General features: G+C 63.8%; 16 protein-coding genes and 1 tRNA gene. 15 read left to right on the top strand and 2 right to left on the bottom strand.

From position 1 onward, the window contains the following. Positions 1 to 28: 28 nt before the first annotated feature. On the bottom strand, positions 29 to 802 hold the full coding sequence (locus AC3WL8_RS02440; protein ID WP_013957833.1) for a sulfite exporter TauE/SafE family protein: 774 nt from the start codon (positions 800 to 802) through the stop codon (positions 29 to 31). Positions 803 to 967: 165 nt separating this feature from the next. Here AC3WL8_RS02440 and AC3WL8_RS02435 point away from each other — a divergent pair, with 165 nt between their 5' ends. From AC3WL8_RS02435 to AC3WL8_RS02420, 4 genes are all read left to right on the top strand, one after another. Then, positions 968 to 1,909, top strand: a complete 942-nt coding sequence (locus tag AC3WL8_RS02435; RefSeq protein ID WP_211980196.1) for a CysB family HTH-type transcriptional regulator — start codon at positions 968 to 970, stop codon at positions 1,907 to 1,909. An 89-nt stretch (positions 1,910 to 1,998) separates the two neighbouring features. Then, on the top strand, positions 1,999 to 3,162 hold the full coding sequence (locus AC3WL8_RS02430) for a methyltransferase (protein WP_211980197.1): 1,164 nt from the start codon (positions 1,999 to 2,001) through the stop codon (positions 3,160 to 3,162). 85 nt (positions 3,163 to 3,247) lie between these two features. Beyond that, the gene (locus AC3WL8_RS02425; RefSeq protein ID WP_492377823.1) at positions 3,248 to 4,414 is read left to right on the top strand and encodes an ABC transporter substrate-binding protein; all 1,167 of its coding nucleotides are present in this window, start codon (positions 3,248 to 3,250) and stop codon (positions 4,412 to 4,414) included. Further along, positions 4,398 to 5,324 carry an NAD(P)-dependent oxidoreductase gene (locus tag AC3WL8_RS02420; protein ID WP_371827377.1) on the top strand — a complete coding sequence of 309 codons (927 nt, stop codon included), beginning with the start codon at positions 4,398 to 4,400 and terminating at the stop codon, positions 5,322 to 5,324. Before AC3WL8_RS02425 ends, AC3WL8_RS02420 begins: the two co-directional genes overlap by 17 nt. Before the next feature lie 22 nt (positions 5,325 to 5,346). On the opposite strand, the gene AC3WL8_RS02415 is transcribed toward AC3WL8_RS02420, so the two are convergent. Beyond that, positions 5,347 to 6,267 carry an alpha/beta hydrolase gene (locus tag AC3WL8_RS02415; protein ID WP_211980200.1) on the bottom strand — a complete coding sequence of 307 codons (921 nt, stop codon included), beginning with the start codon at positions 6,265 to 6,267 and terminating at the stop codon, positions 5,347 to 5,349. Between the two features lie 160 nt (positions 6,268 to 6,427). Between AC3WL8_RS02415 and AC3WL8_RS02410 the strand changes: the two genes are divergently transcribed. From AC3WL8_RS02410 to loiP, 11 genes are all read left to right on the top strand, one after another. Next, a tRNA-Leu gene (locus AC3WL8_RS02410) sits at positions 6,428 to 6,512 on the top strand. A 183-nt stretch (positions 6,513 to 6,695) separates the two neighbouring features. After that, complete coding sequence (locus AC3WL8_RS02405) at positions 6,696 to 7,913, top strand: tyrosine-type recombinase/integrase (RefSeq protein WP_492377822.1); 1,218 nt, start codon at positions 6,696 to 6,698, stop codon at positions 7,911 to 7,913. A 172-nt stretch (positions 7,914 to 8,085) separates the two neighbouring features. Further along, positions 8,086 to 8,946, top strand: a complete 861-nt coding sequence (locus tag AC3WL8_RS02400) for a DUF6387 family protein (protein ID WP_492377821.1) — start codon at positions 8,086 to 8,088, stop codon at positions 8,944 to 8,946. A 133-nt stretch (positions 8,947 to 9,079) separates the two neighbouring features. Continuing rightward, positions 9,080 to 9,289 (top strand): helix-turn-helix transcriptional regulator, encoded by a 210-nt coding sequence (locus tag AC3WL8_RS02395; RefSeq protein WP_492377820.1) that lies wholly within the window; start codon positions 9,080 to 9,082, stop codon positions 9,287 to 9,289. Between the two features lie 3 nt (positions 9,290 to 9,292). Further along, positions 9,293 to 9,583, top strand: a complete 291-nt coding sequence (locus AC3WL8_RS02390) for a helix-turn-helix domain-containing protein (protein WP_492377819.1) — start codon at positions 9,293 to 9,295, stop codon at positions 9,581 to 9,583. 157 nt (positions 9,584 to 9,740) lie between these two features. After that, on the top strand, positions 9,741 to 12,464 hold the full coding sequence (locus tag AC3WL8_RS02385) for a TOPRIM and DUF927 domain-containing protein (RefSeq protein WP_492377818.1): 2,724 nt from the start codon (positions 9,741 to 9,743) through the stop codon (positions 12,462 to 12,464). 293 nt (positions 12,465 to 12,757) lie between these two features. Beyond that, the gene (locus AC3WL8_RS02380) at positions 12,758 to 13,066 is read left to right on the top strand and encodes a hypothetical protein (RefSeq protein WP_492377817.1); all 309 of its coding nucleotides are present in this window, start codon (positions 12,758 to 12,760) and stop codon (positions 13,064 to 13,066) included. A gap of 40 nt (positions 13,067 to 13,106) precedes the next feature. Next, complete coding sequence (locus AC3WL8_RS02375) at positions 13,107 to 13,742, top strand: hypothetical protein (RefSeq protein ID WP_492377816.1); 636 nt, start codon at positions 13,107 to 13,109, stop codon at positions 13,740 to 13,742. A gap of 447 nt (positions 13,743 to 14,189) precedes the next feature. After that, positions 14,190 to 14,447 carry a hypothetical protein gene (locus AC3WL8_RS02370; protein ID WP_492377815.1) on the top strand — a complete coding sequence of 86 codons (258 nt, stop codon included), beginning with the start codon at positions 14,190 to 14,192 and terminating at the stop codon, positions 14,445 to 14,447. Positions 14,448 to 15,423: 976 nt separating this feature from the next. Next, positions 15,424 to 15,669, top strand: a complete 246-nt coding sequence (locus tag AC3WL8_RS02365) for a hypothetical protein (RefSeq protein ID WP_492377814.1) — start codon at positions 15,424 to 15,426, stop codon at positions 15,667 to 15,669. A 738-nt stretch (positions 15,670 to 16,407) separates the two neighbouring features. Then, entirely contained in the window at positions 16,408 to 17,151 is a 744-nt protein-coding gene (gene loiP, locus AC3WL8_RS02360; RefSeq protein ID WP_211980239.1) for a metalloprotease LoiP, read from the top strand. Positions 17,152 to 17,325 lie beyond the last annotated feature (174 nt).

Here is a 17,325-nt window from a genome sequence, read left to right as displayed (position 1 = left end):
GGCGGGGTCCGTTCAGTATTCGTTGAATTCAGGAAACGAGCTTGATGGCGACCAGCGTCAGCGTGGTCGCCAGTGCGGCACGCACCAGCCGTTCGGGCAGCGCCCGCGACAGTTGCGCGCCCAGCCAGATGCCGGGGATCGAACCCACCAGCAGCGCCAGCAGCAAATTCCAGTCGACCGTGCCAAGCCACACATGGCCCAGCCCGGCAAGCGCCGTCAGCGGGACGGCGTAGGCAATGTCGGTGCCGGCCACTTCAGCCGGCTTCATATGGGGGTACAGCAGCAGGATCAGCGTGGCGCCAACGGCGCCGGCGCCGATCGACGACACCGTCACCAGCACGCCGATCACGGCGCCGACGGCGATGGTGGCAATGACCTGGGCGCGGCCGTGCAGCTGGAAGCGCGGATTGCGTTCCAGCCAGGCCAGCATCTGCTTGCGGAACAGCAGCGACAATACGGTCAGCAGCACCGACACGCCGATGGTCAGGCGGATCGCATGCAGCCACTGGGCGTTGAGCTCGCCGGCGCTCTTCAGCACCAGGATGGCGGCCACTGCCGCCGGCAGGCTGCCGATGCACAGGCGCCGCACCACCTGCCACTGCACATGGCCGTGGGCGCGGTGCGCGATGGTGCCGAAGCCCTTGGTGATGGCCGCGAAGGCCAGGTCAGTGCCGACCGCAGTGGCCGGCGAGAAGCCGAACAGCAGCGTCAGCAGCGGCGTCATCAACGAGCCCCCACCCACCCCGGTCAGACCGACGAGGACGCCTACAAACAGACCGGAAACGGTATAGGCAACAGACATGGGGGACTCGGTGGGGCCTGGCCCGTGGATCTCGCATCACAAAGTGGCTGCTGCGAGAAGACGCACGGAGGGCTGGCCATTAATTAACAAAGTTCGAGAATCGTAATAAACTGGCCTCATACCTCAAACTAATAAGAAGTTGTTTGTTTATACGAACCCAGATATATGAACCTGCACCAGTTTCGCTTCGTGCGTGAGGCCGTCCGGCAGAACTACAACCTGACTGAGGCCGCAAAAGCGCTCTACACGTCACAACCCGGCGTGTCCAAGGCCATCATCGAACTGGAAGAAGAGCTGGGCGTGGATATCTTTACCCGCCACGGCAAGCGCATCCGCAGCCTGACCGAGCCGGGCCGCCGCATCCTGAGCTCGGTCGAGAAGATCCTGCAGGAAGTGGAAAGCCTGAAGCGCGTCGGCATGGACTATGCGGCACAGGACCAGGGCAACTTCACCATCGCCACCACCCACACCCAGGCGCGCTACGCCCTGCCACGGGTGATCAGCGAGTTCACCAAGCGCTACCCCAAGGTGCGGCTGTCGATCCAGCAGGGCAACCCGGCGCAGATCGCCGACATGCTGCTGCACGACCAGGCCGATATCGGCATCGCGACCGAAGGCATCTCCGCCGACAAGAACCTGGTGTCGCTGCCGGGCTACCAGTGGACCCATATGGTGATTACGCCACCCGAGCATCCGCTGCTGGACAAGAAGCACCTGGCGCTGGAAGACCTGATGGGCTACCCGCTGATCACCTACGATGCCAACTTTGCCGGTCGGACCAAGATCGACAAGGCCTTCGCGCTGCGCCACCTGGAGCCGGACATCGTACTGGAGGCGATCGACGCGGACGTGATCAAGACGTATGTCGAGATCGGGCTGGGCGTGGGCATCGTCGCCGGCGTCGCCTATGATGCCGAGCGCGACCGCAACCTGCGCGGCATCCCGGCCGGCCACCTGTTCGGCAGCAACGTGACGCACCTGGCCGTCAAACAGGGTGCCTACCTGCGCAGCTTTGTCTACACCTTCATCGAGCTGTTCTCGCCGACGCTCAACCGCAAGCTGGTTGAGCAGGCCATGTCCGGCGAACACGAAGCCTACGAACTCTGAGGTCGGCCCCCACCGCCGCCTCTCTCTATATAAGAAGCAAACCCAACCATGCATCTGCTGCCCATCAAGCCCTGCCGGCCGGAGGCCCTGTGAGCGACCTGCCCCGCATTCACTGGACTGAGGACGGCGTCGAGCGCAGCGCCGCCTGGCGCTCTGAAGCCGGCCTGCCGCCGCCGCGCCGCGTGGTCATCGCCGACGACACCACCAGCGCCGACACCGCCTACCGCCTGGCCTGCGAAGGCACCGCGCTGCTGTGGCGAGGCGACTTCCAGAACGCGCGCCAGCTGCTGCACGCGCTGGCCCGCCGCACCGAGCGCAAGCCCAAGAAGGCCAGCCGCCCCGGCCAGAAAGCCAAGGACAAGGCCAAGGGCGGGGCCGCTTCGCCGACCGAGGCCTTCAACCTGCACCGGCTGGCCCAGTCGCAGCGCGCCCGCACGCTGGGCATGCTGCTGCTGCCGTTCGAGGCCAGCCACGAGGTGCCGCTGCGCCGCGCGCCGGATGTGCGCGACGCCTGCGAACAGGTCTATGGACCGGCCAGCGAGCCCTACGTGGCGTCGATGCGCGAGCTGCTGGGCATGATCGGCGCCTATGAATGGCGCAAGAAGGGCGTGGAGATCCCGGCGCTGGAAGACCGCATCCACCCCTGGTACGGCGTGTTCTCGCCGGTGCGCGGCGAGTATGTCGACCTGATCGCGGCCGAGCCGCTGCCGGCCAAGACCCTCGCCTTCGATATTGGCACCGGCACCGGCGTGCTGGCCGCAGTGCTGGCCCGCCGCGGCGTGCAGCGCGTGGTCGCCACCGACCAGGACCCGCGCGCGCTGGCTTGCGCGCGAGAGAACATCGCCCAGCTTGGCTACGCTGGCGAGGTCAAGATCGTCCAGGCCGACCTGTTCCCCGAAGGCCGGGCGCCGCTGGTGGTGTGCAACCCGCCCTGGGTGCCGGCCCGGCCCAGCTCGCCGGTCGAGCGCGCGGTCTACGACCCGGACAGCGCCATGCTGCGCGGCTTCCTGCAGGGGCTGGCCGAACACCTGGCGCCGGGCGGCGAAGGCTGGCTGCTGCTGTCGGACCTGGCCGAGCATCTCGGTTTGCGCCCGCGCGAGGAACTGATGGGCTGGATCGACGCCGCCGGGCTGAAGGTGCTGGGCCGCTCCGATATCCGCCCGCGCCACCCGCGCGCGACCGATGCCGCCGACCCGCTGCATGCGGCGCGTTCCGCCGAAGTGACCACGCTCTGGCGCCTGGGCGCGCGCTGACCAGCACGGCCGCGGCGGGGCGCAGGCGTGCCCCGCCGGCCGAGTTCGGCTATCCTTCCCGTCACATATAAGAACGGAGGAGACGATGCTGACACTGCCCCTGCGCCCCCTGCTGCTGGCCGGCGCCCTGCTCTTCACCAGCGCCGCCGCGCGCGCCGACATCCGCGTCGGCATCGATGTGTCCACCACCGGGCCGGCGGCCTCGATCGGCATCCCTTCCAAGAACACCGTGCTGATGTGGCCGCAGACGCTGGGCGGCCAGAAGGCGCACTACGTGATCCTGGACGACGGCACCGATCCGGCCGCGGCGGTGCGCAACGTGCGCAAGCTGATCTCTGAAGAAAAGGTCGACGTGATCGTCGGCCCCAACATCACCCCCACCGCCATCGCCGCGCTCGACGCCGTGGCCGAGGGCGAGACCCCGATGGTGGCACTGGCCGCCTCGGCCTCCATTGTCGAGCCGCAGACCGACGCCAAGCGCCGCTGGGCCTTCAAGATGCCGCAGAACGACTCGCACATGGCGACCGTGCTGACCGAGTACATGAGCAACCACGGCGTCAGGACCGTCGGCTTTATCGGCTTTGCCGACGCTTACGGCGAAAGCTGGTGGCGCGAATTCTCGAAGCTGGCCGAGGTGCGCAAGATCAAGGTGGTCGCCAACGAGCGCTTCTCGCGCAACGACACCTCGGTGACCGGGCAAGTGCTCAAGCTGCTGGCGGCCAACCCGGACGCGATCCTGATTGCCGGCGCCGGCACGCCGTCCGTACTGCCGCAGAAAACGCTGGGCGAGCGCGGCTACAAGGGCAAGGTCTACCAGACCCACGGCATCGCCACCTGGGACTTCCTACGCATGGGCGGCAAGGATGTGGAAGGCACGCTCTTCCCGACCGGGCCGGTGGTGGTCGCGCGCCAGCTGCCCGAGAGCCACCCAGTGCGCAAGGTGGCGCTGGACTTCGTCAACCGCTACGAAAGCAAGTACGGCGCCGACAGCGTCACGCAGTTTGCCGGCGACGCCTGGGGCGCGTGGATGCTGCTGGACGACGCCGCCCGCCGCGCGCTGAAGACCGGCGCCCAGCCCGGCACGCGCGAATTCCGCGCCGCCATGCGCGACGCGCTGGAAGCCACCACCAATCTCACCATCCCCAACGGCGTGATGAACCTGAACCCGAAGGACCACCAGGGCTTCGACCAGCGTTCGCGCGTGATGGGGGTGATCCGCAACGGCAAGTTCGCCTATGCGGGCGATAAGTAGCCCGCCGTATCAAGAAAGGAAGCATGGCATGAGCACCACTCTCACCCCCACCACCGTCGCCTTCATCGGCCTGGGCGCCATGGGCTCGCACATGGTCCGCCACCTGCTGGCCGCCGGCCACACCGTGCGCGCCTTCGTGCGCCGCCCGGAAGCGGCCGAGGCCGCGCGCGCGCTGGGGGCGGAACCCTTCTTCACCCCGGCCGAAGCGGCGCGCGGCGCCAGCGTCGTCTTCACCAACGTGACCTCGTCCGAAGACGTGCGCGAAGTGCTGCTGGGCGAGCAGGGCGTGGTCCACGGCGCGGCGCCGGGCACCATCTGCGTGGACCACAGCACCATCTCGCCGATCGTCACGCGCGAGATCGCCGCGGCGCTGGCCGCGCGCGGCATCGAAGCGCTGGACTGCCCGGTCTCGGGCGGCACCATGGGCGCCGAGGCGGGCACGCTGACCATCATGGTCGGCGGCAAACCCGAGATGCTGGAGCGCGTGCGCCCGCTGCTGCAACGGCTGGGCAAGACCATCACCCATATCGGCGACCACGGCGCGGGCCAGGTTGCCAAGCTGTGCAACCAGATCGCGCAGGTGGTCAATATCGAAGGCATTGCCGAGGCCATGCGTTTTGCCGCCGCGCAGAACGTCGACACCGGCCGCGTGTTCGAGGCCATGGCGACCGGCATGGCCGGCAGCCGCATGCTCGACCTGATGGGCCCCAAGATGGTGGCGCGCAACTTCGCCGCCGGCATCGAGGCGCGGCTGCACGACAAGGACTTCGGGCTGGCGCGCGATATCGCCGAAGAAATCGGCCTGGACCTGCCCGCGATGCAGGCCACCTCGGCGCAGCTGCGCACATTGATGGCCAACGGCTGGGGCAAGGACGATACCTCGTCGCTGCTGCGCGTGCTGGAGGGCTGACGCCCTTGCGCCCGGTGCGCGCTCAGCGCTCCATCAGCCGCAGCACCGCGCGCGTCAGGGCACCGTCCGGGCTGGCAAAGCTGTCCAGCACATTGAAGTGATGGCAGTCCGGCAGCACCAGGTCGCTCGCGGCCGGATGCGCCACCTTGGCCGGCCACGCCGCGCGGATCAGCGCGTGCTGGCGATGGTATTCGGCGGCCTCGAGTTCCCCCACCGCGATCGCCAGCGGGGCACCGCTGGCCGGCGGCATATACGCGGGTGACAGCCGCGCGACATCGTCTTCCGAGAACCGCAGGTCGCGCTGCAGGAAGGCCGCACGCCGCAGCGGCTCCATGTCGTATAGCCCGCTGACCGACAGCCCGCCCTTGACCAGGTCGGCCGGCAGGTCCGCACCCAGCTGCGGCCAGCGTGCGGCCATCAGCATCGCCACCAGGTGGCCGCCGACGGAATGCCCCGCCAGGAAGAGCTTGTCCGGATCATGGCCCAGCCGGTCCGCCTGCCGGTACAGCCAGGCGACGCTGCGCAACACCTGCCGCACGATCTCCGGCACCGTCACCGCAGGCACCAGCGTGTAGTTCACCACCGCCACCGCCACCCCCAGCGCCGGCAGCGCGCTGGCGGCAAAGCTGTGGTCGTGCTTGTCCAGCGCCCGGTAGTAGCCGCCGTGCACGAAGACCAGCAGCGGCGGCAGCGCCCCGTTGGCCCGCTGCGCGGGGAAGTAGTCCAGCGTCTCGCCCTGCGCATGGCGCGAGTCATCGCCGGCATAGCTCAGGTCCGCCAGATAGGGGCTGCGTGCGCGCACCCCGGCGGACCACTGCGCCCAGCGCGCCATATGCACTGCGTTGTCCGGCACATTGGCGCGGTTGTTGTATTCCCGGTCATAAAAGCCGGGGTCCTGCGAAGGCAGGCTGGCGAGGCGCGCCAGCGAAGCTTGGTTGGTCATGGCGGTCGGGGGTGATCGGGACGATGGGCGTGTGAGAGGCTGGGCGCCATGCTACCGGATTTGCGCGGCCGCTGATGTGCCCGGCGCCGGTTGTCCGACGCCAGGATTTCCGGCATAATTCCCGGCTCAGCACGGCACCGGTTCCGGCGCCATACACCCTGCCCGGGTGGTGAAACAGGTAGACGCAGGGGACTCAAAATCCCCCGCCGCAAGGCGTGTCGGTTCGAGTCCGACCCCGGGCACCAAGAACAAATCCCAAGCAGTCCGAAGAAGCCCACAAACCCCCGCCCAGCCTAGCTTTGCGGGGTTTTTTGTTTCCCACAACGTCCAAGAACGTCCATTGACAGCGGGGGCACCTAGGGGGCATCTTTGGGGGCATTAGGGCACAAATCCGGGTGCCCCCTCAGGAAATGCCCCCAGGAGCCGCCATGCCCCTCACAGATGCCGCCTGCCGCAACGCCATCCCACGCGAGAAACCCTACCGACTCGCGGACGGCGGCGGGATGTATTTGGAAGTCTCGCCCGCTGGTGGCAAGTACTGGCGCATGAAATACCGCTTCGGCGGCAAGGAAAAGCGCTTGGCTATTGGCGTCTACCCCGATGTGCCGTTGGCAGCGGCGCGGAAGAAGCGGGACGACGCCCGCGAAAAGCTGGCTGCGGGTATCGACCCAGGTGAGGCGAAGAAGGCCGATCAGCGGGCCGCCAAGCTGGCCGCAGACAATTCCTTTGAGGCGGTGGCGCGTGACTGGCTGGCGGAGCGCCGGAGCACTGTAGAGGAAGCGCAGCACATCAAGACCCTGGCCCGCCTGGTGAATGACGTGTTCCCCTGGATTGGAAACCGGCCAATCACCCATATCGACGCACCGGAGATCCTGGCCGTCCTCAAGCGCATCGACAGCCGGGGCGCTCGCTTTTCCGCCCACCGCGTCCGCTCCGAGATAAGCCGCGTGTTCCGGTATGCAATCAAGGAGGGCAAGGCGAAGTCCGACCCGGCCAAAGACCTGATCGGCGCGATACCGCCCGCGGTGGAAACCCACTTCGCCGCCATCACCGAGCCGACCAAGGTAGGCGAGATGCTGCGCGCCTTCGATGGGTTCAGCGGTACATTCCCTGTGCTGTGCGCGCTGAAGTTGGCCCCGCTGCTGTTCGTGCGCCCTGGCGAGCTTCGCAAAGCCGAGTGGGCACAGATCGACCTAGATCGGGCCGAGTGGCGCTATCGCGTGAGCAAGACCAAGACGGACCACCTTGTCCCGCTTGCCGCCCAAGCAGTCGCCATCCTCCGCGAACTGCACGCCCTGACCGGAAATGGTCAATACGTGTTCCCTGGTGCGCGCACTGCTGAGCGCCCCATGAGCGAGGCGGCAGTCAATGCGGCATTGCGCCGGCTGGGGTACGACACCCGCACCGAGATTACCGGCCACGGCTTCCGAGCCATGGCGCGCACGATCCTGCACGAGGAATTGCACCAGAAGCCGGAAGTCATTGAGCATCAATTGGCCCACGCCGTACCGGATGCCCTGGGCGCTGCCTACAACCGGACGAGGTTCATCAAGGAGCGGCGGGAAATGATGCAGCGTTGGGCCGACTACCTGGACGAATTGAAGCGCGGCGCGAAGGTGCTGCCGTTTGCTGCGCCTGCATCCTGACCGGGCGGGCCCAAGACCCGCATACTGTTTATCCATCCAGTACAATCCGGAAGCGTCCAATGCGGCGCACCAGTTACGCCGCGCCTAGATTAACGGATCGAAAACCGGGCACCCTACCCGGCTGGCGCGGCTCCCATCTTCATAGGGTTGCACGTAGGGTGTGCTCATAAAGATGAAAAAAGTCCTCTCCGCGACGCCCGATTGGTTCGACCTCAAAAAATACGCGGCAGTAGCCGACTTTGACATTTTCGACTGGCACTGGAACATCTCCGCTCGACTTGGAATGGCCGGGCGTGATGAGGTGAATGAGGTGCTGCAAAAAATGCACCAAAAGCTAAGTGATGAGGGACAAAAAGAATGGGATTCCCGTTATTCGACGTGGCTTGCCGGGTTACTTGATCAGCCCGCAATGAAGGCTAGGCAGGAGCAAAAAAGAACCTACGACAGAGGTGAAGTCGGCGCGGGAATAGTAAGCGACATGAGCGTTCTCGATGCAATGTGCCTGGCAGACGAGTTACATCAAAACGAGAAATATGAATCTGCCTGGGAGGCATTTAGCTGGAAGATGAACACCAACGAGGAATGGATATTGGAGCGACTTGAGGGCAAGTACGACGCCATCGAAGACTCGGTAAATGACCACAGGAATGAAAAATATCCCGCCCTTGCAAATTATGTCTATGCCGAAATTGATATTCATGCACCGCTAGATGATCTCATGGACTCTTTTAGAGAGTGGGTGCAAAGAGTGAAACAGAACCGGGGCATCCCTTTTCACTCTAAACGAGTTTTTTCGGAACATGACTTTAAGCGCTGGCACAAGTATGCGGTTCTCCCATACTTTGACCTCAAGCTATGGGCCGACTTCCAGAATGTTCATATCCCTGTATGGCTCTACGCGAATACCCTGTTCCGCGACATACAAGGGGATGTGGAAGGAATGTTCCGCAAGAACACCGTGCCACTGGAGCGGCAGGTTGTCACCCAAGGTTGCCTGGACCAACTTCGCAATCAGGCTGACATAAAGCTCTAGCGGAAAGAATTCCGCCCGATTTCTTTCCGGAAGAATTTCACCCTAAATTTCTCCCTGGCACGACAGACCCACCACATATTCAATACGGCCAAGCGTTCCCGGATAGGCCGGGACGATTCACTAAAGGTGAAATATGGCCGAACGATTCCACGCCGCCCTGGCAATCCTGCGCCGTAAGCAGGTGGAGCAGGAAACTGGGCTTTCCCGCTCCACAATCTATTCCCGTATCAAACTCAAGACCTTCCCCCCTGCCGTCCAGCTTGGCCCGCGCTCTGTCGGCTGGCGGCGCGGCGATATTGACGCGTTCCTGGCCGACCCCTCCGGGTACAAGGTGGAGGGCTGAGCCATGGACAAGAAAAAGGCTGCGGATCGCGCCACAGCCCTCAAGGACATTCTGAAGAAGATTCCCGGCAATGATACCGCCGCCCAGCGTCAGCGGGTATTGGCGGCGATCAAAGCCTTGGGGAGCATCACCACCTTCGAGCTGATGCGCCATCTGGACGTTTACGACCCGCGTCCGCGCATTTTCGAGCTGCGCCACAACGAAGGCCAGAAAATCCTCACGGTGCGACGCGCCGAGCAGACGGAGAGCGGTGTAACCCACCGCATCGGCGTCTACATGATGGGGGCTGAGTAATGGCGGTGGCGACCTCATGTGATACCTGGCTGATGCGCCTGCAAGAGCTTGCGGTGCGCTATGCCCATCTTGGCGTAACTGCTGACCTGCCATCCCTAACGCTGATCGAGCTATGGGTCGTCCATTGCCTCCTAAGCGGCATCGAGGGGGGCGCTCAATGAACGCACCTTTGATGCTTGATCGTGATCTACACACGGCGCTGGCCCTGGCTTGCGCGGACGTGGGCATTGAATACAAGGACGTTCCCGCCGATGGGCAGTGGCATCGCACCGATGTGCTGGACGACCGCAGCGGCAAGGGGGACGCCGCTATCAAGCTGTTTCCCGATGGCGCGGGCGGCATCGTCTGCAACTGGAAAGGCGAGACGCACACCTTCTTTGCTGACTGTGGACGCAAGCTGTCCAACGCCGAGCGGGCCGAGCGCAAGCGGATCGCGGAACAGGCAAAGGCAGAGGCAGAGGCCGAGCGCCAGAAGCTGGCGAGCCGCGCCGCTTCGCAGGTTATGACCGTCACGCAGGCGGCAACCAAGGCCACGGCGGATCATCCGTATCTGGTGCGCAAGAGCATCGCGCCTTCGGGCGTGCTGCTGGAAATGGCTATAGAGCGCCTGGCGGAACTGATCGGCTACCACCCCAAGGCCAGCGGCGAGCCTTTGAGCGGGCGCATCCTGATCGCGCCTGTTTCGATCAAGGGGCAACCGGCCACACTGGAAATGATCGACGAGGACGGGCGCAAATCGGCCCTATACGGTGGCGCGAAGGTTGGCGGGTACTGGCGCACCAATCCCCTGCCAAAGAAGGTTGACGGCGTTACCGTGCTGATCGGCGAGGGCGTGGCGACGGCTATCTCTGCGCATGAGGCAACCGGGCACACGGCGCTGGCGGCGCTGTCCTGCGGCAACCTGGAGCGCGTGGCCCACGCAGTACGGGCGAAGCTGCCCACGGCAGAAATCGTGATCTGCGCCGATCTTGGCAACGGCCAATCGGATGCAGAGCGCGCTGCCCACGCTGTCGGCGGACGGGTTGCCCTGCCCACCTTCACGGACGGCGCCGAGATTGATGGCAAGCCGCCCACCGACTTTAACGACCTGCACAAGCTGGCTGGCGCTGACGCCGTGCGCACCTGCATCGAGGGCGCGGCGGAAGTCAAGGCACCCCCACCGGCCAAACCCGGCGACGCCGAGACGCAGAGCTACGGCGGCGGGCGTTTCGAGGTATCTAAGCGCGGCGTGTTCTATACCGGCACCGACAAGGACGGCAACGAGAAGCCGCCCATGTTCCTCTGTTCCAAGCTGCGCGTGATCGCCAAGACCCGCGATGGCAAGGGCAACGCATGGGGCCGCCTGCTGGAATGGCGCGATGACGACCGGGTAACGCATCGTTGGGCCATGCCGATAGAACTGCTGCAAGGCGACGGCGCGGACGTGCGGAGAGAGCTGGCGAACATGGGGCTGACCATCGCCCCCACCAAGTCAGCACGCGACATGCTGGCATCGTATGTCCAAGTCTGGAAGGTAGAGGCCCGTGCGCGTTGCGTGGAGCGTTTGGGCTGGCATGGTGGCGTCTACGTGACCGCCAATGAATCCATTGGGGATGACGGCGAGATTGTGGTGTTCCAGAACGCCCACGCCGTAGAGCCTGCACTGTCCCAGGCTGGCACGGCGGACGACTGGCGGCAGTCTGTCGGCGCACTGGCGGCTGGTAACACGCGCATGGTGTTCGCCTTGTCTGTCGCGTTCGCTGGTCCCCTGGCTGACGTGGCGGGCGAGGACTCGGGCGGGTTCCACCTGCGCGGCGGATCGTCATCCGGCAAGTCTACGGCGCTTAAGGTGGCCGCTTCCGTGTGGGGTGAGCCTTCGGCCTACGTGCGCATGTGGCGGGCCACGGCGAACGGCCTGGAGGGACTGGCGGCGCTGCATAACGATGGACTGCTGATCCTGGACGAGCTTTCGCAGATCGACCCCAAGGAAGCCGGAGATGCGGCATACCTGCTGGCCAATGGGCAAGGCAAGGTGCGGGCATCGCGGACCGGCGCGGCGCGGCAGTCTGCGCGCTGGCGGCTGCTGTTCCTGTCTGCTGGCGAGGAATCGCTTTCTGCCTTGATGGCAAGGGCTGGTAAGCGCGCCAATGCGGGCCAAGAAATCCGGCTGGCCGATATTGAGGCCGACGCCGGGGCCGGGATGGGTGCGTTTGAGCAATTGCATGGCCACGGCACACCCGCAGAGATGGCGCTGGCCATCAAGGACGCCGCAACCCGACATTACGGCGCTGTGGGCATCGAGTGGCTACGCCGGATCGTAGAGGATCGTTCCAGCCTGGCCGACTTCCTGCACAACGGCATGGCGCAGTTTGTGGCCGACGTGTTGCCCGCTGGTGCTGCTGGACAAGTCCAACGTGTTGCACGCCGCTTTGCCCTGGTGGCTGTAGCTGGCGAACTGGCGACGCACTATGGGCTTACCGGCTGGCAGCAAGGCGAATCCGAGCAGGCAGCAAAGGCGTGTTTCGCGGCATGGCTGGATGCTTTTGGCGGCGCTGGCAACCGGGAAGAACGCGCCATTCTGGACCAAGTGCGCGCCTTCTTTGAGGCCCACGGCGCAAGCCGGTTCGAGGACATGAGCGCCGATCACGATCAACGCATCATCAACCGCGCCGGGTTCTACCGTACCGGCGTGGATGGTGGCCGCGAGTACATCGTTTTGCAGGAATCCTTCAAACGTGAGGTGTGCCAAGGCTTCGATGCCAAAGCCGCAATCAAGGCGCTGGTGGGGAATGGCTGGCTAGAGCGTGACGGCGACAAGTCCCAGCGGCGCGAGCGACTGCCGGGGATGGGCCGTGTCCGCTGCTACGTGTTCTCGTCGCGCATGTGGGAGGGTGAATCGTGAAGCTGGATTTTTCGCTTCTGAGCAAGCCTAAGCCATTTTCGCGTGTCCCAGGTGTCCCGAGTGTCCCGGAGTCCGCAAACCCAATAAACACAAGGGATTGCGGGCAATCGAGGCCGGGACACGAAGTGTGTCCCACTGGTGTCCCGCGTGTCCCAGCCAAGGCGCATGATTTTCACGCCGATGGGCGGCAATCCAGCTTGGGACACGTGGGACATGACCGGGACACGTCGCGTGCCCCACCCCCAAAAACCGGCAAAGCCTTATCTGGCGCGGGTTCCGAGGGTTTGGGACACGTGGGACACGTGGGACACGAAAAAGACGATGAAATCCAATATGCAAGGGACACAAAGACCGGCGCACCCTTCACGCCGTACTGCGTGCCGATGCCTGCGGATCGCGTGGCGGCGATGCTGGCGGAAATCCGGGAAGCTATTGACATCCTGGCCGATGCCGAGGGCTGGCCTGATGCCCACAAGGCGAACGTGCTGGACATACTGCGGCGGCAACCCCCCTACATCTTGGCTGATGATCTGGCGCACTTCCGGCAACGCCTGGAAGCCCTACGTGCCGTGGAGCAGGCCATTGGCGTGCAGGTGCGCTGACCAATGGCGCGGGTGATTCAGTCAACCAAAGGAGCAAATAATGCCTAACAGGAAACCAGCGGCACCAAAGTCGACCGCACCGGCCAAGAAGGCCGTCAGCAACCCAGACACCTACCGGTTGAATGAGAGTGTCGACGGCATCAAAGACGGGATGAGCAACTCGCAAATGCTAGCGGCGCTGGTGAGCCGGGGGGCACTGGCGCCCACCAGTATCAAGCAGTTCTCTAACTGCGGCGAAGAGCTAAAAGTTTCTGACGTGCTGACCGAGCTGCAAAAGGTTGGCGGCGAAGTCAGCGGCGGCAACCTGGAGCGGGTGGAGCGGATGCTGGTGAATCAGGCCATCACCCTGGACACCCTGTTTCATAACCTGGCCCAGCGTTCTGGCCGAGCTGAGTATATGAAGAACCTGGAGGTTTTCATGCGGCTGGCGCTGAAGGCTCAGGCGCAGGCCAGATCGACCGCCGAGGCATTGGGGATGCTGAAGAACCCGGCGCCATACATCAAGCAGGCCAACATAGCCGCGGGCCATCAGCAGGTCAACAACCATACATATTCCAGCGCCTCACCGCATACACGCGCGGCAAATTCTCTTTCCGCGCCAAACGAACTAATGGAAGCGAGCAATGGCGAATGGCTGGACACCGGAGCGGCGGGCCAAGCAGGCCGAGGCAATTAGGCAGTGGGCGCCGTGGAAGCAGTCGACCGGACCTAGATCGGCGACAGGCAAAGCAATCGCGTCGAAGAACGCCTGGAAGGGCGGCCACCGGGAAAAGCTGCGGGAGCTGTCGCGCCTCATCAATGCCGAGATCCTTGCGGCGCGTGAGCTGGTTGACCTGGTAGGCGGAGAGCGGCGCTAGACGCTCAACCTTGATTCTGCGCGGCAGCCGCGCTATCCGGCCAACTGAGGCGCCTGCTGGGTACGGAAGAGGTGAAGAAGTTCTGGTGAGCGAGCTACCCCACGAAAGAGCTAGGACAGGCCTCGCTGAGAACTGCGACACTTCTGCCGCGGTGCCTATGGCTAAGGGCCGCCCAGAGAGAGTCTCAAAATCACCAAAAAACCACGCGAATGAACATCTTAAAGGGCGCCATAGCGCTAGCTACCCTGCTTATCAGTGCTTCGGCCATGGCCTCCGATCTGGAAAAGCTTGCCCAGAAGGGGTATGGCGTCGCAGTGGAAACCAACGTGCAAGGGGAATTCCAAGGCTGTGACTTTGACCGGAGAATTCCCCTTGCAAACGGTCTGATCTTCGTCTGTCGGACCTATTCGTACCACTACGCGTACTCACCCGCTGTCTACATCCTCAAGAGCGTTCGCAACGGCGACATAAAAGTCGTGATAGACGGTGAAGAATTCGACGGTGAGCTCTACCGGCGTCGATAGGAATCCCCCAACGCCTTACCGGGCTCGGACTTGTCCCAGATCTTCGCGACGAAACGCTCACCGCTCTCGAAGGGTCTGCGGCGTAGCTCCAGGCTTGACCATCAGGAATTCCTTCCTCGCACTGGCTGTGCTGCCATCAAGACGGAAACCCTTCGCCTTCCGGTTGCCGACTGGGTAGTAGGTATAGCCTTCGCTTGCCTTACGCTCGGCTTCCAATTCTCGGACCCATGCGCAATCTCCCGGCGCGAAAGCCTTTGGCATGTAGTCAGGCGGCAAAGGGACATCTTCAGGCGGTCCTAGGCTCCTCGAAACTTGACGAAAAAAAACAGCGCCGAACTCTTGCAGTACGCCCGTCGCAAATGAGCCAACGGCACCAACAGCAGCGCCAACGAGGAAACTAGGCCAATCGATCATGACGCAACTACCGGCCCTTGCACTCGACATCCTTGCCGATGTATAGAACGAGGCACCTTCTAGCGTCCAATTCATTAGTGGCGCAATACCTATTGATGTACTCTCGGTCGTAGGAAGCGCAGAAAGCCGCGGTGTCACCGACCGCCCAATCGAGGCAGTCGCCGGTGATCCCCGCCACGGTCTTCAGACATTTATCCGAGGAGCATCCTGATTTCATCGACGCGATGGTCTTGGACATGCACTGTGCCTTTGTAATCGACCGCATAAATTGCTCGGTGAGCTCGGTCTGCCTCCATGGGTCCACTCGCGAATCAGCATGTGCCCAACTACACAGTGAAGCGATGAGCAGAAAGGCCATGGTGCGCGCCGGGCCAACTGTATTCTGGGGCATGTGAATAATTTTCGTGGCAACCTAGGGAAAGGGAGGCGTCCCCGGCACGAGGACGGACACTGGCGGACTTACCGGTGTGAGTGACACAGCTCGCCACACCGACGCCTCGGCGTCAATTCTAGATGAGGACCGCGCCGCCTAACCGGTGGACATGGTTTTTGGGAGGACCTGATGGCTTCGGAAGGCATGAAAGAAGGCGCACAAGCGCTGGAAGTGCAGGCGAGCAAGGGGGAACCTGGCATGGCCAAAATGCTGATGACAGAGCGCACTGCCCAGTGGGCTTTCAGGGTTTGTCTGCTCATTGTGCTGTTGGTCAATATCCGGTTGACGCTGGAGGCCGAAAGCACTGCGGAAGAGGCGCGACGCGAAGCTATCTCGGCCAAAGAAGAAGCTAGCTATTGCGTAAAGCAGCGGTGACAAGTCTGCCCGAGGCAGCAACGAGGGGTGGGCGTGTAGCACGTCGCCGTGCGGAAATCTGCGGCCGAAGCCAGTCAGGGGTAACGGCTAGTGTTATGGTTTGTTAAGGTCGGCGGATAGAAAAGCGCCCCCAGCGGGGACGCTCGGGGGCACTTTTGGGGGCATATCCTGGATCGAAAGAATCCAATCCCTTATCTGGCGTTGCTTTCCGGCAACTGTTTCAGTCCGACCCCGGCACCAATTCCCTGCATTAACTCCGAAACATTGTCGGGCTCGATAGTCGATATGCCCGCGCCATCAGTATGTAATGCCCTTGAGAGCCGTCACGGAGTGAATGGCCGGAACAAACTCATAGTTCCCGGTTCCCTCGTTGAGGATGAATTCGATCTCGGGCCGAAGCCCCCTGGACCGCGATCGCCGTGTTCATGTCCTCGATGGACACCGGCTTCGCTGGCTTGCGAATCGATCCGGTCCCCCGTTGACAGGCCCAAGCGATTCCTGACGTCCACTTGTCCCTTTGATGTAACCGTTGCAGAAGCCATTTGACCTCCTTTCTTACTTCCCTACTTTAAGGTAAGCGTCCGGCGCAAGCGCATCCTGCCGTATTGGCAGGCCCGGCCTTCATCAGGTGTCATTCGCGCCACTTTCACGCCAAACCTGTCGGACGGCGCCCACTGGCGCGCCCTCGCCCGGCTTCCTATCCTATGGCATTGCCAACCCCCGTTCCCGGAGCAACCCATGAAGCGACTCGCCCTTTCCGCCCTCGCCTGTTCCGCGCTGCTGGCCGGCTGTGCCGGCGCCGATATGGAAAGCCTGACGCAGGCCGGCGGCAGCCTCTTTACCGCCGCCACGCTGTCGGACAGCAACGTCAAGACGCTCTCCGACCAGTCCTGCGCGGAAATGGACCAGAAGAACACCATCGCGCCGGCGGACAGCACCTACGCCAAGCGCCTGGCCAATGTGATGAGCGGGCTGGGCAACACCGGGCTGCCACTCAATGCCAAGGTGTATATGACCAAGGACGTCAATGCCTGGGCCATGGCCAACGGTTGCGTGCGGGTCTACAGCGGCCTGATGGACCTGCTCAGCGACGATGAAGTGCGTGGCGTGGTGGGCCATGAGATCGGCCATGTGTCGCTGGGCCATACCAAGGCCGCGATGCAGGTGGCCTACACCACGGCGGCGGCGCGCGGGCTGCTGGGGTCGACTGGCGTGGCTTCGCTGACGGCGCTGTCGTCGTCGCAGATCGGCGCGCTCGCCGAGCAGTTCGTCAATGCGCAGTTCTCGCAGCGGCAGGAAACCGCGGCCGACGACTATTCGTTCGACCTGCTGACTAGGAACAGCGCCAACCGCCAGGCCCTGGCGTCGGCGTTCCGCAAGATGTCGACCCTCGATGGCGGGCAGTCGAGCATGCTCAGCTCGCACCCGGGATCGCTTGAGCGCGCCAAGCATATCGAAGCCCGCCTGGCCGGCGGGCGCTGACAGCGGCGCATTTGGCCTTGCCGCCGCACCCGTTCGGGTGAGGCGGCACCTCCCACGGCTGGCGCATATTCCCGTGCCGGAGAAGGTCGGCAACCTCGACTTCGGCGGCGCCGAGGGCAATGCGTTGTTCATCGCCGCCAGCACTTCGCTCTACCGCCTGCGGCTCGGTCAGCG

The organism is Cupriavidus sp. FW305-F7, assembly GCF_058782875.1.
The sequence above is the reverse complement of the archived record's forward strand: the minus strand, read 5'-3'. Positions and strand labels throughout refer to the sequence as shown.